Source organism: Leuconostoc kimchii IMSNU 11154 (genome assembly GCF_000092505.1).
Lineage (GTDB): Bacteria > Bacillota > Bacilli > Lactobacillales > Lactobacillaceae > Leuconostoc > Leuconostoc kimchii.
The window spans coordinates 1,347,699-1,366,099 of record NC_014136.1; the positions used below are offsets into that span (position 1 = coordinate 1,347,699).

Consider the following 18,401-nt stretch of genomic DNA (forward strand, 5'->3'; position numbering starts at 1 on the left):
TGAAAAGGGTGTAAAATAATTGTATGGTCACAAGAACAACAAGTGAAGCAACGCGCGAAAAAATTTTACTAGCGGCAACGACGCTTTTTTTGGCGCGAGGTTATGCGCAAACAACGACGCGGGATATAACCAAAGCGCTTAACATGACACAACCAGCTCTATATCATTATTTTGGTGATAAGGAGGCATTATTTGTTGAGGTGATTAAGCGTGTGGGTCAGCAGATTGCCACTGATATGCAATTGGTATTGGCTAAGACATATGAGCAGCCTATTACGCAGCTTGTTGATATGACACAGGTGATTGTCACTCGTCATCCGCGGGACGTCTTTACATTAATTCACGGCAGCTTTTCGGATCTATCTTCAGCAAGTCAACGTGAGTTGGGCGCTGTATTTGGGCGTGACTATGTTGCGCCCATTGCGCAATTTTTTGGTCAGGAAGCCATTAAATTACGTCATCACATTGATCCTAAAATTGCGAGTTCGTTTTATATTACTAGTTTGGCACCCTTATTCAGTGAGTTTCATGCAATTAACAATGAACAAACAATGACAGAACGAATTCAACAATTACTTGATTTGATACTTTATGGTGTCGCGCAACGTTGAGTTTTAGAGTACTAAATGTTATGCTAGAAGAAGAATTTAACGGAGAATCAGATATGGCTAGTCAAAGAGTATCACTCGCGTGTACAGTTTGTGGATCACGTAACTACACATTAACATTATCAAAAGATCGTACAGAACGACTTGCAGTTAAGAAGTTTTGTCCATTCTGTGGTAAACACACATTGCACCAACAAACAAAGTAAAGGTTAACGACTAATGTTGAAATATTTTAGAAATGTTGCTACTGAAATGAAAAATGTGACTTGGCTGTCACAAGATCAAGCTTCAAAAGAAACGGTGACGGTAATTACTGTTTCTGTTATCTTTGCACTTTTCTTAGGTGGCGTTGATTGGCTTTTGCAAAGCGGTTTTAGTTTCATCATGAATTGATAGCATAACGATTAGAATTATAGTATACTGGTGTTAACGGCAAAAGAGCTTCTTTAAACGGGAGTTCTTTTTTATATCAAAAAATGAAGGGACGCTTTGCGCTTAATATCATGTCAGAAAATAACGATTTACCACAAGAAAATAACGAGATACCAGTCCATAATACGGACGATATTGAAAAATCATGGTTTGTTGTTCATACCTATTCTGGTTATGAACACAAGGTTAAGGCTAACTTAGAATCACGTACACAAACGATGCGGATGACGGAACAAATTTTCCGTATTCTAGTGCCTGAACAAGAAGTCACCACCATTCAGGATGGTGAAGCGAAAACTTCTGTCGAAAATGACTTCCCAGGGTATGTGTTGGTTGAAATGGCCACACCTCAAGATTACAACATGACTGATGAGGCTTGGTATGTGGTTCGTAACACGCCGGGTGTTACAGGTTTCTTGGGATCGCACGGTGCTGGTTCAAAACCAAATTCACTTATGCCTGAAGAAGTTGATCTTTTAATGAAACGTATGGGGATGTCTACGCGTGAAGTTGTTACGCTAGATGTTGAAGCAGGTCAAATTGTCAAAATTATTGCAGGGCCTTTCTCGGGCATGGAGGGGACAGTGACAGCTGTTGACCCAGAAAAGCAGACATTAGAAGCAACAGTAGAAGTCTTTGGACGTGAAACACCCACAGAATTAGATTTTGCTGACGTGGATACTGTTTTAGATAATTAATGATTAAATGTTGCAAAAATGTGCTTATTTTTGTATAATTAACAGGTATGTCATCGACATGCGTGGGAGCAGCACTTAAGCTGCGTCTACCACAACACGAGGAGGAAAAAATCGTGGCTAAAAAAGTTACAACAGTTGTTAAATTACAAATTGCCGCTGCTAAAGCAACGCCGGCACCACCAGTTGGTCCAGCGTTGGGACAGGCCGGTATTAATATCGCGCAATTCACAAAAGAATTTAATGCGCGTACTGCAGACCAAGCAGGTTCAATCGTTCCGGTTGAAATCTCTGTATTCGATGATCGTTCATTCGAATTCGTTACAAAGACACCACCTGCTGCTGATCAATTACGTAAGATCGTAGGAAAGGGTTCTGGAGAACCCAACACTAAGAAGGTCGGAAACGTTACTTTGGATCAAATTCGTGCAATTGCTGAAAACAAGATGGATGATTTAAATGCCAACGATGTGACAGCAGCTATGCGTATGATTGAAGGTACAGCGCGTTCAATGGGTGTTACTGTTGAAGGTGTTGACTTGACTGTTGAAGGTACAGCAATCAAGGAGGACGCAGAATAATGACTCAAAAACATGGTAAGAAATATACTGCAGCGTTGGAAAAAGTTGAAACTGAAAAGAACTATGCTTTGAACGATGCTGTAACACTAGTTAAAGAACTTGATTACGCTAACTATGACGCTTCTGTTGAAATTGTTTTCAATTTGAACGTTGACACACGTCAAGCAGATCAACAATTACGTGGTGCTGTTGTGTTGCCAAATGGTACAGGTAAGGATAAGAAAGTTATCGTCTTTGCCCAAGGTGACAAGGCTAAAGAAGCCGAAGCTGCTGGCGCTGATGTTGTTGGCGCAGCTGATTTAGTTGCACAAATCCAAAGTGGTTGGATGGATTTCGACACAGCTATCGCAACACCTGATATGATGGCTCAAGTGGGACGTGTTGCTCGTATCTTAGGACCTAAAGGATTGATGCCTAATCCAAAGACTGGTACAGTGACAATGGATGTTACCAAGGCTGTTTCAGATGCTAAGGGTGGTCAAGTAACGTATCGTACAGATCGTGACGGTAACGTTGCTGTTCCTGTTGGACGCGTGTCATTTGATGAAGCTAAACTGGCTGAAAATATCAAAACAATTGCGACAACTGTTTTGAAGTCACGTCCTGCTGCTGTTAAGGGAACATACGTACAACACGTATCAATTTCATCAACAGTTAGCCCATCTGTTACATTGGATGTCAATTCATTGTAATATTTGACGATATCAATTTCATTTGATATACTCATTAAGTAAATTAAATCATTTTGCCTAAGACTCAGGAGGTACTTGTACCTTAATATCCTGCCGAGGAAGTTTAAAAACTTTTCCTGTGTGTCTTTTGGTACGCAGGATTTCTTTTGCAAAATAATATTATGAAAGGAGAATATATATCATGAGTGAAAAAGCTATTGCAGTTAAAGCACAAAAAGTTGAAGAAGTTGCTGATCAATTCAAAAATTCAGCATCAGCTGTTGTTGTTGATGCACGTGGGTTGACTGTTGCACAATCAACAGACTTACGTCACCAATTGCGTCAAGAAGGCGTTGTTCTTGAAGTGATCAAAAACAAAATTTTGACACGTGCCGCTGAAAAAGCTGGTTATGCTGAATTGAACGACGTTTTTGCCGGTCCTTCAGCTGTCGCATTCTCAACAGAAGATGCTATTGCACCATCACGTATTTTGAAGAAGTTTGCTGACGCCAACGAAAAGTTAGAAATCAAGGGTGGTGTTGTCGATGGCAACATTGCTAACTTGGAAGACATTAGCAAGTACGCATCTTTGCCATCACGCGAAGGTTTGCTTGGTCAATTGATGGCAGAATTCCAATTCTCAATTCGTTCATTTGCATATGCTGTTAAGGCAGTGCAAGAGAAGTTAGAAGAAGATGGTACTGCTACACCTGTAGAAGAAGCTCCTGCTGCTGAATAAGTTGTTAGGTACGCTTGAAAATTAAAATACACATAAAAAAATTGGAGGATTTAATCATGGCTTTTGATAAAGACGCGATTATCGCATCATTGAAAGATGCAACTATCTTGGATTTGGCTGACTTGGTTTCAGCAATCGAAGAAGAATTTAATGTTTCAGCAGCAGCTCCTGTAGCCGCAGCTGGTGGTGCCGAAGGCGGAGCTGCTGAAAAGACAGAATTCGATGTAGAATTGACTTCAGCAGGAACTGCTAAAGTTAAGGTTATCAAGGCAGTTCGTGAAGCAACTGGTCTTGGATTGAAGGAAGCTAAAGACTTAGTTGATAACGCACCTTCAATTGTTAAAGAAGGTCTTGACGAAGCAGCCGCTAATGAATTGAAGGCAGCTTTGGAAGAAACAGGCGCAGCAGTAACAGTAAAGTAATTTTTTCTGTTATGACTGATGAATCAGATTTTATTGTTAGGCTTATCGAAAGCACATACGATAAATGGTTCGCCATACTAAAAGGGGTACCTCGGTGCTTCTTTTTTTGTACATAAACGTAAGGAGTCATTATGGTCAAATCTAATGAAAAAATTGCTGGGGAAATGTATTTCACAGCTAATCCCAATTCAGAACATCATTATCAAACATTTGATTTTAAACTTTTAAGTCATACATTACATTTTAAAACAGATAGTGGTGTTTTTTCAAAATCAACTGTTGACTTTGGTACGCGAACGATGTTGACGGCCCTTACTAAAACAACTATCGAATCAGGTAAAATTTTGGACTTGGGTACTGGTTATGGTCCAGTTGGTGTTGCGATTGCCAAAGCGCTGAATAGACGGGTAGATATGTCTGACGTGAACGAACGTGCATTAGACTTAGCTCGTCAAAATGCTGATAATAATGGTGTGGGTGATCAAGTTAAGATATTCCAGTCAGACATGTATGATAATATTTCGGATAAATATGCTTTAATCTTAGTAAACCCACCTATTCGAGCAGGCAAAGCGGTTGTTACCGCAATGCTGCAAGAAGGGGTTAATCATTTAATACCAGGTGGTAAACTTATTGCGGTATTACAAAAAAAACAAGGCGCACCTTCAGCGCAAAAGAATATGTTATCTGCATTTGGTAATGTGACAATTATTCATAAAGATAAAGGTTATTATATTTTGGAGAGTACCTATGACCCAAATTCCGATATTTAGTGCAGAGCAAATCGATTATTTTATGCAGGTCGCGTTAAATGAGGCGCAATTAGCTGATGAGGCAGGAGAAGTGCCTATTGGGGCTGTCATCGTTAAAGATAATGAAATTATTGCGCGTGCTCACAACCATCGTGAGGCTCACCAATTAGCGACAGCGCATGCCGAATTGGTAGCAATTGAGTCTGCTAATCACATACTAAATTCATGGCGTTTAGAAAACACCGCACTATTTGTGACACTTGAGCCATGTATTATGTGTGCCGGTGCAATTATTAACGCACGAATTCCGACTGTTTATTTTGGTGCGGCAGATAGTAAAGGTGGTGGGACACGCTCATTGTATCATTTGCTGGAAGATGATCGTCTGAATCACCGAGTTGAAGTACACCCTGATATTAGAGCCTCAGAGGGTGGTCGTTTATTACAAGACTTCTTTGGAAAAATTCGAAAAAAACGGCAATCTAAAAAATAATAAGCAAATATTACACTATTACGGTCATGTCGTATTATAATGTAAGCAGACTTATAAAAAGGACAAATTACATGCAAAATCCAAATGCTTGGCGTCATGACCAAGATTATTTAAATATTGTTGATGATTTATTGCAACATGATGAGGTGCAACAACTTGCACAATATACACAACATCACTTTTCTAATCGCTTGCGGCATTCCATTTCAGTATCCTATCAATCATATATAATTGCAAAAAAAATTGGTGCGGATGCGACAGCAACAGCTCGAGCAGGCTTGCTACATGATTTATTTTATTACGATTGGCGTGTGACGAAGTTTGAAGAGGGATCGCATGCTTATGTTCATCCTCGTATTGCGCTAAGAAACGCGAAAAAAATCACACCTATCAGTCAAAAAGAAGCAGACATTATTCTAAAGCATATGTTTGGTGCAACAATTGCGTTACCTAAATATCGTGAGAGTTGGATTGTGTCAATTGTAGATGATTTTGCAGCAGTTAATGAATATTTAGTTCCAAAAGCCTATTTAACATATTTTAAATGGCATACGATGTGGGTTAAAAAAGTGGCAGAAGTATTTGCGTAAATCTTGAAAATTAGATATAATAGTAAAGCAGGCAAGCATCGACTCTCGAACTGGGTCAGGACAGGAATGTAGCAGCTCTAAGGTTGTTCGGTGCTGTGCTTGTGTACATATTTGGCCGCATAGCGGTCTTTTTTTGTAAGTAACAAGTGAGGATAATACCATCACGCTAGCTAGCAAACGACATAGTAGTTTAATTATTATTGGAGGTGATAACATTGGCATATCAAGCATTATATCGGGTTTATCGGCCGCGAACATTTGATGATATGGTTGGGCAAGATGTTATCACTCAGACACTTAAAAATGCCATTGAAACGCATCAAACAGGACATGCTTATCTATTTTCAGGACCACGTGGTACAGGAAAAACTTCCGCCGCTAAAATCTTTGCTCGTGAGATTAATGGTATTGCACCTGAGACATCAGACGCACAAATACCAGACATTGTTGAATTTGATGCGGCATCTAATAGTCGTGTTGAAGATATGCGAGATATCTTAGCCAATGTAGATTATGCACCGATTGAATCGGAATATAAGGTTTATATCATTGATGAGGTTCACATGCTATCAAATAGTGCATTCAACGCATTATTGAAGACTTTAGAAGAACCACCAGCCAATGTTAAGTTCATTTTAGCCACGACTGAACCACAAAAAGTACCAGTGACGATTTTGTCGAGGACACAGCGCTTTGAATTCAAGCGAATTGATAATTTGGTTATTCAAGCACAATTAGCGGACATTCTACATCAACAAAGTATTGGTTATGAAGATGATGCTTTGCGGATTATTGCAAATGTAGCGGAAGGTGGCATGCGAGATGCGTTGTCAATTTTAGACCAAGTTATTGCTTTTGGTACTGACAAAGTGACGATTAACAATGCATTACAAGTAACAGGGTCAACCACTACAACCCAACTACTAGCCTATATCAAAGCAATTAGTTTGGGTGATACACCAACAAGTTTGCAGGTGCTACATGATATTTTACGTGAAGGTAAGGATGCGCAACGATTGGTGGTGGACATTCTCGGACTATTACGTGATATCATGCTCGTTGATGTTGCGCCCGACTTAATTAAGTCTACTGTGCCTTTTGATGAATTAAAAGCCTTGGTAGAAGACCTGGCAATGCCACGAATTGAAGCTATGATGGTTATTCTGGATGATATTCAAAAACAGTTAATGCAAACGACCCAGAGTGATATTTATTTAGAATTATTAACCGTCAAATTAAGCATGGCTAGCTCGCTGCATTCTAAACAAACAGTTACCCCGCAAAAGGCGGGTACCAATCATTCATCTACAAACGTACAATTGTCAGAAAAACATGCGAACGAACCTGAACCGGTAAGGGTATCGCCAGTCGAAGAAACAGCAACGGTTAAATTAGACACTGAAGCTGAACAAGTTGAAGTCACATCAAATGGCTCTTCAACAATGTCACAAAATTTATCAAAACACAATGACAATCATGCGGATGATTCATTATTGGCACGTACGGGACAAGAGGCGGTATTTGCTATCTTAACAAGAGCTAAAAGAGAGGCATTGAGTCATCTTAAAAGTACTTGGTCGACGTTAATTGGCCAATTTGATGTTGCACAGCAAGCATTCTTAACGATTGCTGAACCTGTTGCAGCTAGCGATGAAGGGGTTGTATTAGCTTTTGACTATCCGGCCTTACTCGAACAAGCCTTGTATGATAGCCATCTTCAAAATAAACTATCAGCAGCATTTTTAGCACAGAAAATACCAATAGAAATGGTCTTTATTTCTCAAGATGATTGGCGACAACAGCGTGCAGCATACGTCCAAGAATTGAAATCTGGGGTGACCAGAAGTATAGCATTAACCGATTTACCACGCGTGAAGCGTCAACAAACGAGTGAAAAATCTGAAAACACGATTGATACTCATGCGGCACCTGCAGAAGCACCTGTTGTTACTGAGGCTAAAAAAATATTCGGTGATGATATTGTGACCGTTATTGACTGATATAGAAAGGAACGGCCAGTGCCGCTATTTACACTATGGAATATCCAGAACCAATTGCAAAATTAATAGATAGCTATACAAAGTTGCCGGGGATTGGATCAAAAACAGCAACACGATTAGCATTTTACACACTGGGCATGAATGAGGATGATGTGGTAGATTTTTCGAAATCACTACTTTCTGCTAAAAATGACCTGACATTTTGTTCAATATGTGGTAATATTACAGAAAATTCTATGAACCCATGTGTTATTTGCCAGGATACATCACGCGACCAATCTACGGTATTTGTTGTTGAGAATTCTCGGGATGTCATGGCAATGGAAAATACCCGGGATTATCATGGATTGTATCACGTTTTAAATGGCGTCATATCACCGCTTGCAGGTACTGGTCCCGAAGATATTAATTTACCTAGCTTAATCAGGCGGTTATCCCAGCATCAGGAAATTGATGAAGTTATCGTAGGCACAAACGTTAATGCCGAGGGAGAAGCTACTGCCATGTACTTGGCAAGATTGTTGAAGCCCGCCGGTATTAAAGTGACACGATTAGCGCATGGCTTGGCAGTTGGCTCTGATATTGATTATGCCGATCAATTGACACTTATTAAAGCCGTACAAGGACGAACAGAACTATGATGTTTGGTAAAAAAAAGAAAAATTTGCGTCGTGAATATGATGAATTACTTGTATTTCAAATTGATAAAGCGAAAATTGATTGGGATACAGCAAAAAATTCTGAAGAGGCGTTGTTGGACGGACAAGTTAATGTTCGTCTCATTCAATCTCAAACAGCGTTAACTAAGGCCAAATTTAATTATTTATATCGAGAAGCGAGACGCCGAAAAACAGTTGGTCATATGCAAACGCATGTTTTAAAAACAGATCGCAACCAATTTTAGTCATCATATTTGGAAAATGTTACAATCAAGTTAGTCATTAAATGACAAGAAAAGGTGACAATAATAATGACGAAGCCGTTATTTATTACATTTGAAGGGCCAGAAGGCGCCGGAAAAACAAGCGTTTTAAATCAATTAGTTGCTGAATTTCAGCAGACATTGGGTGATGATTTAATTTCGACGCGTGAGCCAGGTGGTAATCCAATATCAGAAGCGATACGTGCGATTCTTCAACCGGAAGAAGATAATGGGATGGATGACAGAACCGAAGCGTTGCTATACACAGCAGCACGACGTCAACACTTAGTGGAAACAGTGTTACCTGCATTAAAAGCTGGTAAGGTTGTCATATCCGATCGTTATGTTGATAGTTCGTTAGCTTATCAAGGCGGCGGCCGTGGGTTAGGTGTTGATCATATTTGGCAAATCAATCAATTTGCTATTGATGGGTTGTTACCTGATTTAACAATATATTTTGACCTCCCTTCAGAATTAGGTTTGGCTCGTGTTAAAGCTAATCGTCAAGGGAAAATTGATCGGTTAGATAAAGAAAGCCTCGCTTTCCATCAAAAAGTGCGAAAAACATATTTAGAACTACAGGTTAAGTTTTCTGATAGAATTAAAATAGTGGATGCGACACAGTCACTAGACAACGTAGTGGATGCAACACGTCAACTCATATTAGAACGCATGAAATATCGAGAGGTATAAATTTTATGAAATTAGTGACAGCTATTGTTCAAGATAAAGATACAACAAAATTAAGCAATGCCTTTGTCAAAGCAGATATACGCGCAACACGTTTGACAACATCAGGTGGCTTTTTACGTTCTGGAAATACGACTTTTTTGATTGCTATTGAGGATGAACGTGTGCAAACCGTTTTGGATACAATTCAAACCGTTTCAAAAAAGCGGAAGCAATATATGGTTCCCCCTGTCGGATTAGATGCTGGTGGTGAACATGGTGGCATTTATCCTGTTGAAGTTGAAGTTGGCGGTGCAACAGTATATACGCAAAGCATTGAATCATTTCATCAATTCTAATGGCTTCTAATTTTGTTACAATTGCGGAGACCGTTTATCCTACACAAGTTGCGCATTTTATGACGTTGCTGAAAGATAAACAACTGAGCCATTTATATTTATTTATTGGACCAAGTCAACCTCAAAAGTTGGCTTTTTCGCAGTATTTAGCATGGAAAATTATTGGTGCTAATGAACGAAATGCGATCCGACTAGCTGAACATGATCATCCTGATGTTAATATCGCACAGCCTAGTTTACCTAAAAGTGGGATCGGAACAAATCGCACTTGGAAAGTTGATCAAATTCGTGCTTTAAAACCAGAATTTGCGACGGTTGCTCAGGAAAGCGCACGAAAAGTTTTTATTTTTGATGCAGTGGAGTCGTTACATGCGGAATCGGGTAATGCACTGTTAAAGTTCATTGAGGAACCGACTGGGCCACAAGTGATTTTTATGTTAGCCGAAAATATCAATGAGGTGTTACCAACAATTCGGTCACGTGCACAAATTGTGAACTTAGCGCCCGAATTTCAGTTGGATGAGGTTGCAGATGATGCCATTAATGATATATGGCAGAAAAATACACAACTTATCTTATTTAAGTGGTTTGAACTGATGATGCAACGTCGTATTGAGGCTTTTGCCTATGTCCAATTACAAGTGATTAATCAGCTGAAAGATAGTCAGCAGCAGACGTTATTTTTCAATTGGTTGCACGACTTATCGCGTGATACGATCGTTTTTGGTCAACTGTCAGATGACTTGCTAAAGTTTCCGACACTTGTTGGTTTATATAAAACGTTGACACAACATTATACAAAATTACAGTTGTTGGCGGCTAGCGATGCTTTATTAACAGATGACAAATTACGGCATACGAACTTATCATTACAAACGCGGTTGGAAAAAATTGTGTTGGATGTAACAATTGCGCTAGGAGAATGATTATGCAACAACAAAAAAGCTTTGATAAACTGACAAAAACAGGCACGTTGTTTTTGGTTCCGACACCAATCGGTAATCTACAAGATATGACGCCACGTGCGGTAACTATTTTAAAGCAAGTGGATCTCATTGCTGCAGAAGATACCCGGCATACACAACAATTACTCAATCATTTTGAGATTGATACCAAACAAACGAGTTTTCATGAACATAATTGGCAGGCTAAAATGCCAAGCCTCCTCACGGCTTTGTTGCAGGGGAAAAATATTGCTCAAGTGAGTGATGCTGGCATGCCATCTATTTCTGATCCTGGAAAAGAATTGGTAGCAGCAGCTGTAGAGCAGAATGTGACTGTTGTGCCGATTCCTGGCGCTACAGCAGGTGTGACAGCCCTGATTGCTAGTGGATTAGTACCACAGCCTTTTTATTTTTATGGGTTTTTAAAACGTAAAAATAATGAACAATTAGCTGAATTACAGCAGTTATCAACCATACGTGACACGATTATTTTTTATGAATCACCACATCGTATTCGAAAAACATTGGCAAACATACAAGAAGTAATGGGTAGTGATCGCAAGGTTGTTTTGGCGCGTGAGTTAACGAAACGCTATGAAGAATTTTTGCGTGGCACGGCGCAGGAATTATTGGCTTGGGCCACAGAAAATGACATTCGGGGTGAATTTGTTATATTGATTGATGGTTATCATGGTGAGGTCAAAGTAGATAATCGTTTAGCTGACGATGAAAATTTGTCTGTGCACGATGCTGTTGAAAACCTTATTAGTAAGGGTTTAAAACCAAATGCTGCCATTAAGCAAATTGCTAAAACACGCGCATTGGATCGACAGGCAGTTTATTCTGATTATCATGGATTGGCATAGTGCAGGGTGTGTTGGTCAAATGCTTAACATAATGAGGTAAGGAAATGGATCATGAAGACATTTGAAATTAAGCGACATGTTGAATACTATGAAGCTGATACAACAGGAAAACTCACGCTACCCATGATTTTAAATTGGGCAGTATTGGCATCAAAAAAACAAAGCGATGCGCTTGATGTTGGACAAGCTACATACATGGGCCGTGGCTTAGGTTGGGTTATTTTACAGTATGAAGTTGAAATTACACGCAGACCAAATATCAATGAAGAAATTACAATTCGGACATTTGCTGCGAAGTATAATCCTTTCTTTGTGAATCGGCGTTTTGCCTTTTTTGATACACAGGGATATGAAATTATTCGTGTGAATTCTATTTGGACAATGATTGATATTGAAAATCGGCGTATGGCGCGGTTACCACAAGATATTGTTGATAAGTACCAACCAGAACGGGTTAAGCAAGTGCCAAGAATTGCTAAGCCTATGCAAATTACGAGTGATGACGTCGTAGAAGAAAATACCTATCATGTGAGATATCTTGATATAGATGCCAATAAACATGTGAATAATTCAAAATATTTTGAATGGATGCAAGATGTTGTAGCGTCTGACTATTTAACAGCACATGAAGTAACCTATGTTAATCTGAAATTTGAGAATGAAATTCGTTTAGGACATATGATTCAATCACAAATTGTTTTAAAGCATAACTTTAGTAAACATCGTATTATGATGGGAGATACCATCAGTGCAGAAGCAGAATTTAAGTGGCGAGATGCGTCCAACTAGTGTACACTAAAAGTATCAATTTAAAGTAAAGAGGCCTGTTATGTCAGTATTAGTATTAGGTGGCGCCGGATATATCGGCTCCCATATGGTTAAAACACTCGTTGAAGCTGGACGTGACGTTGTTGTTGTTGACGCATTGTTCACTGGGCATCGTGAAGCTGTTAATCCAGCAGCTAAGTTTTACGAAGTTGATATTCGTGATAAAGCTGCATTATCAGAGGTGTTTGAAAAAGAAGCTATTGAACAAGTCGTTCATTTTGCTGCCTTTTCGATTGTACCAGAATCAGTCGCTAATCCATTGAAGTATTTTGATAACAATACTAGCGGCATGATTACATTACTTGAAGTTATGAAGGTACATGACGTTAAGCAAATTGTCTTTTCTTCAACCGCTGCAACTTATGGCAATCCAATTAATATTCCAATTAAAGAAACTGATCCGCAGAACCCAATCAATCCCTATGGTGAGTCGAAATTGATGATGGAAAAAATTATGGCTTGGTCTGACCAATCGGATGGTGTAAAATGGGTCGCATTGAGGTATTTCAATGTCGCGGGTGCTGCTGAAGATGGTTCAATTGGGGAGGACCACACACCGGAAACTCATTTGGTTCCTATTATTTTACAAGCGGGTCTAGGGCAACGAGAATACATTGAGATGTTTGGTGATGATTATCAAACACCAGATGGTTTTAATGTCCGTGACTATGTTCACGTGTTAGATTTAGCTGATGCGCATATCAGGGCGTTAAAGTACTTAGCTGATGGGCATGATTCAAATCAATTTAACCTCGGATCAGCAACAGGATTTTCAGTTAAAGAGATGGTTGAAGCAGCACGTGAGGCGACCGGTGTTAATATACCATCAAAAATTGGCCCACGTCGTGCTGGCGATCCTGATATTTTGATTGCTAATTCTGATAAAGCACGTGATGTGTTAGGATGGCAACCAAAGTATGATAATGTCCAAGATATTATTAAAACAGCATGGAATTGGCATAAAAACCATCCAAAAGGCTACAATGATAAATAAAACCTAGTGAGAAAATTACGACGATCTGTCGTAATTTTTTTGTTGGATATTAATAACGATAGTATGACATTTACAACACGAATAATTATTAGGTGTGTTATGTGATATTTTGTCAGGTGGGCTGATTCAAAAAATTAAACACATGTTGCAAGAAATAAAAATACATGGTATACTACATCTTGTTGTGAAAGTGACGAATGGACAGCTAGCTCAGTTGGTAGAGCAACGGACTCTTAATCCGTGGGTCCAGGGTTCGAGCCCCTGGCTGTCCACTAAATAAAAAACCAATACAATTTGTATTGGTTTTTTTATTTTGGATTAATACCGCTTGTTTATGATGATAGTTAATGATTGTGTATCATGGTAAAATAAAAAGAAAAGGGGCTTATTATGAAAATTGCAGTTATTGGTGCAACAGGAAATGCGGGTAGTGCGATTACGATTGAGGCAGTTAAGCGTGGTCATCAGGTGACTGCTTTTGTTCGCAAAACGGTTGAAATTAAAGATGTTAATATAGTAGTCAAAGATGTCTTTGATTTAACAACTGATGATATTAAAGGATTTGATGTTGTTGTTAATACATTTGCAAATCATCAAAAACCAGAATTGATTTTAGATGCTGCGACGCATCTCATTCATCTCTTACGTGGTACAAAGGTACGTGGTGTTTTCATGTTAGGAGCCGCTTCACTTGAAAATGTGACGGGTAACCTGCTACTTGAAGATTTAAAATCTATTCCAGGTAGTGATGAATGGATTAATGAGCCACAGCATGGTTTTTATGAACTGACATTTTTGCGTTGGATAAAGGATGTGGACTGGGTTGGTTTTTCACCGCAAAGTAACTTTATCGTTGGCGAAGCCACGAAGTATGAACTGACCCATGATAAAATTGTACTGGATAGTGAAGGTAACTCCCATGTGACGACAGGTAACATGGCGTTGGCTGTGCTTGACGAACTTGAAACACCAACAATACATCAAAACCGTTTATCGGTCACAGATGCTGTTTAATAACTGTCAAATAATCGTTCACCGAAATAACATTCTAATGGTACAATAATTGTTAGGGTACATGAAGGGTGACGGTTATTTATGACTAAGGGACAGAAAACTATTGGGGCATTCATTTTAATTGGTGTGATTGGGGCTGTTATCGTCTATTTACCGATGCACAAACATCAGCAAAGCAAAGTACAACAATCGGTTAGACAGTCTCAGGTGGCACGAGCAAGTGATAAGCTACCAAAAGGTGTGAGGGCATCAGATTGGCAGTTACTTTTAGTTAACAAGCAGCATATACATCAAAATGAGATCAATTTCAAAAAAGTCACGGTTGATACAAAACAATTGGATCAACGTATTGAACAACCGCTAGCTGACTTTCGTGCGGGTTCAAAACAGGCAGGTTATACAACAACGCTCGTTTCGGCTTATCGATCTGTTGCCTATCAAACACAAATTTACAACCAATCGATTGCGCAACATGAGGCAGATGGGCTCAGTCAATCAGAGGCAACTAAATTAACGCAGAGTGTGATTCAGACGCCTGGTTCTTCAGAGCATCAAACAGGACTAGCAGTTGATTTAGCAGGTAGCGATGCTGTGGCTAAATATCCTATGTTAATGGCACAGATGGATGAATTTGCTTCACAAAAATGGTTAATTCAACATGCACCAGATTATGGTTTTGTGCTACGGTATATGAATGATAAAAAGTCGGTTGCACAAACAGGTATTGATTATGAATCGTGGCATTTTCGTTACGTTGGTGTCGCAAATGCTAAGTATATGACAAAACATCATCTCACTTTAGAAGCATATGTTGATGAATTAACAAAATCCGGGAAAATTTAGAACAGAAAATCGGCAAAAATTTTGATATACTGAGTATGTATCATAATTAATAGAAATTAGGAGAATAGGTATGATTGTATTATCAGGAACCATTGGCGCTGGCAAAACAAGTTTAACCGAAATGTTGGCGGATCATTTAGAGTCAAAGGCATTTTATGAAAGTGTCGAGGATAATCCAATTTTGCCTTTGTTTTATGATAACCCTAAAAAATATGGCTTTTTATTGCAAATTTATTTTTTAAATAAGCGATTGGCACAAATAAAAGTTGCCCAATCATCTGGAAAGAATAATATTTTAGATCGGTCAATTTATGAAGATGCGCTACTATTTCAATTAACAGCAGATCTTGATCGTGCAACACAAACAGAAGTAGACATCTATAAATCACTTGTTGATAATATGATGGCGGATATCGCTGGCGTGGCAGATATTAAAAATCCTGATCTGCTCATTCATGTTCGTGTTAGCTTTGAAACCATGCTTGATCGCATTGAAAAGCGTGGTCGTTCGTTTGAACAAATTGCTGGTAATCCGGGATTGTATGATTATTATAAGGAACTAAATAAGCGTTACGATGCTTGGTTTGAAGCATATGATCGATCACCTAAGGTACAAATTGATGGCGATCAATTTGATTTTGTCATGGATGATCATGCACGCGACCAAGTTCTAAATATGATTGATGCAAAATTGTTAGAAGTTAATGCTTAACAAAAGACGATGAGTCATGACTCATCGTCTTTTGTTAAAATATACATTGGAGGTTAGATATGATTAAGTATGGTTTTATTGGTACAGGCAATATGGCACAGGCCATCATTACTGGGTTACTAAACAAGAATGTGCCAGCGAGTGATATTGGCGTTACCTCGCCACGTTCAGCTGACAAGTTAGCTGAACGATTCGGGATAGTAGCTTTGCCGGCACAAAATCTTATTGATGACAGTGATATCATTATTTTAGCTTTTTTGCCTAATCAATTAGAAAATGTGACGGCACAATTAGATTTTAAAAATAAGCTTGTTGTGTCTGTTTTGGCTGGTGTGACAGTTGCTCAATTAACGTCAGCGACACACACCACACAGGTCGTGCGTACGTTGCCGAATGTCAATGTTGCCATTAATCTTGGTGTGACAGCTTTTTCTCAGACAAAATTAACGGCGGAAAATAATCATGTTTTTCAAACATTTTCATCTTACCTGGGCGAACGTGTTGCTGTAGATGAATCACAATTTGCAGTCTTCTCGGCCATTGCTGGATCAGGGCCAGCCTATGTGTTTAAATTTATTGATGCATTAGCACAAGCAGGTGTTGAAAATGGATTAGAACCGACATTGGCGACAAAAATTGCGACACAAACTGTATTGGGATCTGCTAAAACATTATCATTAAGTAAACAAACAGCACAAGAACTACAAGACACAGTTGCATCACCTGGCGGATCAACACGTGCAGGATTAGATGATTTTAAGGCACAAAATTTTGATGAGACGATATTACATGCTATAAATGCTACCATTTCACATAAGCATTTGTGAGTCTTGGTATCTTATAATGAAATTGTAAGCTAACAGGGCGTACAGTTTCATTTTTTTATGCCCAATCACCAGAACGAAAAACAGGAACTACTGTACCATCATGTGTAACACCATCAATCATCATATCAGATGAGCCAATCATGAAATCAACGTGAACATCTGAAATATTCCAACCGCGTTTTGCTAGATCTTCTGGTTTATCAGTTTTGCCACCAGTGATATTGGAAGCATATGCTGCACCAATTGCCAAGTGATCAGAAGCATTTTCATCAAACAGTGTGTTATAAAATAAAACACCACCCTGAGCAATGGGTGAGGGATCTGGGACAAGAGAAACTTCACCAAGTGATTTTGAGCCATCGTCAGTAGCAATTAACTTTTCTAAAACATCACGGCCTTTTGTGGCTGTTGCTTTGACAATGCGGCCATTTTCAAAATCTAGCGTGATATTTTCAATTAAGTTCCCCTGATAAGATAGTGGTAAAGTTGCTGCGACATGGCCATTAATATGGCGGTTGTCTGGTGCAGTAAAGACTTCTTCAGTGGGCATGTTTGGAATAAAAATATGACCAGCTTTGTCATGCGAAAAAGCCGCTTCCCAAATATGTCCTGTCGCTAATCCAATCGTAAAATCTGATTTGTCGTTTTTGTAGTGTAATTCTTTGAAATTCTGCTCATTTAGCCAATCGGCTTTTTCTTTCAGATGTTCGATATGAGTCGTCCAGTTTTCAAGTGCGTCTGACGTTTCATCTACGCGGACATCTTTTAAAATTTCTTCCCATAAACGTTCAACTGCATCGGTGCCATCCAAATTGGGAAATACTTTTTCCGCCCATTTCTGACCAGCAGCAGCGACAACTAACCATGAAATATCATCTTTCATGGTTGCTTCTCTTACTCGACCTAGGGCTTTTTGTTTAGATTTAGTGAAAGTATCAAGCCGTATAGGATCGACGTTGGACAAACCATCAGGATCTTGCGATACAAGAGAAATGCGTGATGCGTAATTATCCATTAGTTCATTCGCCTTTGCAACTTCATAGGCGGGAATATTTTCTAAACGGTCAGCAGGTGCATACGTTAGAAAGTCTTTTGTTATCTGTTGATCAGACCATTCTAAGACAACTTCTCGTGCACCAGCTTGATAAGCTGCACGAACAATTTTACGAGCAAAGTATGCTTCATCAACGGCTGCGTACAAAATAATTGTTTGACCAGGTTGAACATTGACGCCACGTTTGATGATGAGATCAGCATATTTATCTAATTTTGTTTCTAATGACATGTTATCTATTATGTTAGATATATTTATAAATCTAACATATTCCTCCGTAAAATTTTAATGATGCATTAATTATCTCATGAAAAGTTAACGCCTTCAAGTTGTCAATCATGCAAATTATTGATTTGTGATATAAGATTAATGTAATAAGCGCGCGA

General features: G+C 39.0%; 25 protein-coding genes, 1 tRNA gene, 1 other RNA gene and 1 other annotated feature. Of the genes, 26 read left to right on the forward strand and 1 reads right to left on the reverse strand.

Annotated elements, in window-relative coordinates; genetic code table 11:
• Positions 1–23 precede the first annotated feature (23 nt).
• The 26 genes from LKI_RS07340 (at position 24) to proC (ending at position 16,961) form a co-directional block, all read left to right on the forward strand.
• Positions 24–611, forward strand: a complete 588-nt coding sequence (locus LKI_RS07340; RefSeq protein ID WP_013103502.1) for a TetR/AcrR family transcriptional regulator — start codon at positions 24–26, stop codon at positions 609–611.
• Between the two features lie 53 nt (positions 612–664).
• A complete protein-coding gene (rpmG, locus tag LKI_RS10770) occupies positions 665–814 on the forward strand; it encodes a 50S ribosomal protein L33 (protein ID WP_013103503.1) in 150 nt (49 codons plus the stop codon).
• 13 nt (positions 815–827) lie between these two features.
• Positions 828–1,001, forward strand: coding sequence for a preprotein translocase subunit SecE (gene secE, locus LKI_RS07345; RefSeq protein ID WP_013103504.1), 174 nt, complete (start codon positions 828–830; stop codon positions 999–1,001).
• 110 nt (positions 1,002–1,111) lie between these two features.
• Entirely contained in the window at positions 1,112–1,738 is a 627-nt protein-coding gene (gene nusG / locus LKI_RS07350) for a transcription termination/antitermination protein NusG (RefSeq protein ID WP_049762271.1), read from the forward strand.
• A gap of 113 nt (positions 1,739–1,851) precedes the next feature.
• On the forward strand, positions 1,852–2,316 hold the full coding sequence (gene rplK / locus LKI_RS07355) for a 50S ribosomal protein L11 (protein ID WP_013103506.1): 465 nt from the start codon (positions 1,852–1,854) through the stop codon (positions 2,314–2,316).
• Positions 2,316–3,008: a 50S ribosomal protein L1 gene (gene rplA / locus LKI_RS07360; RefSeq protein WP_013103507.1), complete on the forward strand. Its 693-nt coding sequence runs from the start codon at positions 2,316–2,318 to the stop codon at positions 3,006–3,008. The genes rplK and rplA overlap by 1 nt, the downstream gene beginning before the upstream one ends.
• A 38-nt stretch (positions 3,009–3,046) precedes the next feature.
• Positions 3,047–3,162, forward strand: a sequence feature (ribosomal protein L10 leader region).
• Positions 3,163–3,189: 27 nt separating this feature from the next.
• Positions 3,190–3,726: a 50S ribosomal protein L10 gene (rplJ, locus tag LKI_RS07365; protein ID WP_013103508.1), complete on the forward strand. Its 537-nt coding sequence runs from the start codon at positions 3,190–3,192 to the stop codon at positions 3,724–3,726.
• A gap of 56 nt (positions 3,727–3,782) precedes the next feature.
• Complete coding sequence (gene rplL / locus LKI_RS07370) at positions 3,783–4,148, forward strand: 50S ribosomal protein L7/L12 (RefSeq protein WP_013103509.1); 366 nt, start codon at positions 3,783–3,785, stop codon at positions 4,146–4,148.
• 131 nt (positions 4,149–4,279) lie between these two features.
• A complete protein-coding gene (locus LKI_RS07375; RefSeq protein ID WP_013103510.1) occupies positions 4,280–4,921 on the forward strand; it encodes a class I SAM-dependent methyltransferase in 642 nt (213 codons plus the stop codon).
• Positions 4,899–5,393 (forward strand): nucleoside deaminase, encoded by a 495-nt coding sequence (locus LKI_RS07380; protein WP_013103511.1) that lies wholly within the window; start codon positions 4,899–4,901, stop codon positions 5,391–5,393. Before LKI_RS07375 ends, LKI_RS07380 begins: the two co-directional genes overlap by 23 nt.
• A 71-nt stretch (positions 5,394–5,464) precedes the next feature.
• Positions 5,465–5,983, forward strand: a complete 519-nt coding sequence (locus tag LKI_RS07385; protein WP_013103512.1) for an HD domain-containing protein — start codon at positions 5,465–5,467, stop codon at positions 5,981–5,983.
• 19 nt (positions 5,984–6,002) lie between these two features.
• An RNA gene (gene ffs / locus LKI_RS10775) (signal recognition particle sRNA small type) lies at positions 6,003–6,096 on the forward strand.
• Between the two features lie 102 nt (positions 6,097–6,198).
• On the forward strand, positions 6,199–7,983 hold the full coding sequence (gene dnaX, locus LKI_RS07390) for a DNA polymerase III subunit gamma/tau (RefSeq protein WP_013103513.1): 1,785 nt from the start codon (positions 6,199–6,201) through the stop codon (positions 7,981–7,983).
• Positions 7,984–8,018: 35 nt separating this feature from the next.
• Positions 8,019–8,624, forward strand: coding sequence for a recombination mediator RecR (gene recR / locus LKI_RS07395; RefSeq protein WP_013103514.1), 606 nt, complete (start codon positions 8,019–8,021; stop codon positions 8,622–8,624).
• The gene (locus LKI_RS07400; RefSeq protein ID WP_013103515.1) at positions 8,621–8,887 is read left to right on the forward strand and encodes a YaaL family protein; all 267 of its coding nucleotides are present in this window, start codon (positions 8,621–8,623) and stop codon (positions 8,885–8,887) included. The genes recR and LKI_RS07400 overlap by 4 nt, the downstream gene beginning before the upstream one ends.
• Positions 8,888–8,953: 66 nt before the next feature.
• On the forward strand, positions 8,954–9,598 hold the full coding sequence (gene tmk, locus LKI_RS07405) for a dTMP kinase (protein WP_013103516.1): 645 nt from the start codon (positions 8,954–8,956) through the stop codon (positions 9,596–9,598).
• A gap of 5 nt (positions 9,599–9,603) precedes the next feature.
• A complete protein-coding gene (locus LKI_RS07410; protein WP_013103517.1) occupies positions 9,604–9,933 on the forward strand; it encodes a cyclic-di-AMP receptor in 330 nt (109 codons plus the stop codon).
• Entirely contained in the window at positions 9,933–10,859 is a 927-nt protein-coding gene (locus tag LKI_RS07415) for a DNA polymerase III subunit delta (protein WP_013103518.1), read from the forward strand. The genes LKI_RS07410 and LKI_RS07415 overlap by 1 nt, the downstream gene beginning before the upstream one ends.
• 2 nt (positions 10,860–10,861) lie before the next feature.
• Positions 10,862–11,743 (forward strand): 16S rRNA (cytidine(1402)-2'-O)-methyltransferase, encoded by an 882-nt coding sequence (gene rsmI, locus LKI_RS07420; RefSeq protein WP_013103519.1) that lies wholly within the window; start codon positions 10,862–10,864, stop codon positions 11,741–11,743.
• 51 nt (positions 11,744–11,794) lie between these two features.
• Positions 11,795–12,532: an acyl-[acyl-carrier-protein] thioesterase gene (locus LKI_RS07425; RefSeq protein WP_013103520.1), complete on the forward strand. Its 738-nt coding sequence runs from the start codon at positions 11,795–11,797 to the stop codon at positions 12,530–12,532.
• A 40-nt stretch (positions 12,533–12,572) separates the two neighbouring features.
• Complete coding sequence (galE, locus tag LKI_RS07430) at positions 12,573–13,565, forward strand: UDP-glucose 4-epimerase GalE (RefSeq protein ID WP_013103521.1); 993 nt, start codon at positions 12,573–12,575, stop codon at positions 13,563–13,565.
• 199 nt (positions 13,566–13,764) lie between these two features.
• A tRNA-Lys gene (locus tag LKI_RS07435) sits at positions 13,765–13,837 on the forward strand.
• A 118-nt stretch (positions 13,838–13,955) separates the two neighbouring features.
• A complete protein-coding gene (locus LKI_RS07440) occupies positions 13,956–14,579 on the forward strand; it encodes an NAD(P)H-binding protein (protein WP_013103522.1) in 624 nt (207 codons plus the stop codon).
• Positions 14,580–14,660: 81 nt separating this feature from the next.
• On the forward strand, positions 14,661–15,422 hold the full coding sequence (locus LKI_RS07445) for a M15 family metallopeptidase (protein ID WP_013103523.1): 762 nt from the start codon (positions 14,661–14,663) through the stop codon (positions 15,420–15,422).
• Between the two features lie 70 nt (positions 15,423–15,492).
• Positions 15,493–16,134 carry a deoxynucleoside kinase gene (locus LKI_RS07450; RefSeq protein WP_013103524.1) on the forward strand — a complete coding sequence of 214 codons (642 nt, stop codon included), beginning with the start codon at positions 15,493–15,495 and terminating at the stop codon, positions 16,132–16,134.
• Between the two features lie 59 nt (positions 16,135–16,193).
• A complete protein-coding gene (proC, locus tag LKI_RS07455) occupies positions 16,194–16,961 on the forward strand; it encodes a pyrroline-5-carboxylate reductase (RefSeq protein WP_013103525.1) in 768 nt (255 codons plus the stop codon).
• Between the two features lie 55 nt (positions 16,962–17,016).
• Here proC and LKI_RS07460 read toward each other — a convergent pair whose 3' ends face one another.
• Positions 17,017–18,246 carry an aminopeptidase gene (locus tag LKI_RS07460; RefSeq protein ID WP_013103526.1) on the reverse strand — a complete coding sequence of 410 codons (1,230 nt, stop codon included), beginning with the start codon at positions 18,244–18,246 and terminating at the stop codon, positions 17,017–17,019.
• Positions 18,247–18,401: the final 155 nt, after the last annotated feature.

Coding starts and splice junctions, on each gene's coding strand:
- LKI_RS07340 (WP_013103502.1), top strand. CDS start 24: ATGGTCACAAGAACAACAAGTGAAGCAACGCGCGAAAAAATTTTACTA.
- rpmG (WP_013103503.1), top strand. CDS start 665: ATGGCTAGTCAAAGAGTATCACTCGCGTGTACAGTTTGTGGATCACGT.
- secE (WP_013103504.1), top strand. CDS start 828: ATGTTGAAATATTTTAGAAATGTTGCTACTGAAATGAAAAATGTGACT.
- nusG (WP_049762271.1), top strand. CDS start 1,112: ATGTCAGAAAATAACGATTTACCACAAGAAAATAACGAGATACCAGTC.
- rplA (WP_013103507.1), top strand. CDS start 2,316: ATGACTCAAAAACATGGTAAGAAATATACTGCAGCGTTGGAAAAAGTT.
- rplJ (WP_013103508.1), top strand. CDS start 3,190: ATGAGTGAAAAAGCTATTGCAGTTAAAGCACAAAAAGTTGAAGAAGTT.
- rplL (WP_013103509.1), top strand. CDS start 3,783: ATGGCTTTTGATAAAGACGCGATTATCGCATCATTGAAAGATGCAACT.
- LKI_RS07375 (WP_013103510.1), top strand. CDS start 4,280: ATGGTCAAATCTAATGAAAAAATTGCTGGGGAAATGTATTTCACAGCT.
- LKI_RS07380 (WP_013103511.1), top strand. CDS start 4,899: ATGACCCAAATTCCGATATTTAGTGCAGAGCAAATCGATTATTTTATG.
- LKI_RS07385 (WP_013103512.1), top strand. CDS start 5,465: ATGCAAAATCCAAATGCTTGGCGTCATGACCAAGATTATTTAAATATT.
- recR (WP_013103514.1), top strand. CDS start 8,019: ATGGAATATCCAGAACCAATTGCAAAATTAATAGATAGCTATACAAAG.
- LKI_RS07400 (WP_013103515.1), top strand. CDS start 8,621: ATGATGTTTGGTAAAAAAAAGAAAAATTTGCGTCGTGAATATGATGAA.
- tmk (WP_013103516.1), top strand. CDS start 8,954: ATGACGAAGCCGTTATTTATTACATTTGAAGGGCCAGAAGGCGCCGGA.
- LKI_RS07410 (WP_013103517.1), top strand. CDS start 9,604: ATGAAATTAGTGACAGCTATTGTTCAAGATAAAGATACAACAAAATTA.
- LKI_RS07415 (WP_013103518.1), top strand. CDS start 9,933: ATGGCTTCTAATTTTGTTACAATTGCGGAGACCGTTTATCCTACACAA.
- rsmI (WP_013103519.1), top strand. CDS start 10,862: ATGCAACAACAAAAAAGCTTTGATAAACTGACAAAAACAGGCACGTTG.
- LKI_RS07425 (WP_013103520.1), top strand. CDS start 11,795: ATGAAGACATTTGAAATTAAGCGACATGTTGAATACTATGAAGCTGAT.
- galE (WP_013103521.1), top strand. CDS start 12,573: ATGTCAGTATTAGTATTAGGTGGCGCCGGATATATCGGCTCCCATATG.
- LKI_RS07440 (WP_013103522.1), top strand. CDS start 13,956: ATGAAAATTGCAGTTATTGGTGCAACAGGAAATGCGGGTAGTGCGATT.
- LKI_RS07445 (WP_013103523.1), top strand. CDS start 14,661: ATGACTAAGGGACAGAAAACTATTGGGGCATTCATTTTAATTGGTGTG.
- LKI_RS07450 (WP_013103524.1), top strand. CDS start 15,493: ATGATTGTATTATCAGGAACCATTGGCGCTGGCAAAACAAGTTTAACC.
- proC (WP_013103525.1), top strand. CDS start 16,194: ATGATTAAGTATGGTTTTATTGGTACAGGCAATATGGCACAGGCCATC.
- LKI_RS07460 (WP_013103526.1), bottom strand. CDS start 18,246: ATGTCATTAGAAACAAAATTAGATAAATATGCTGATCTCATCATCAAA.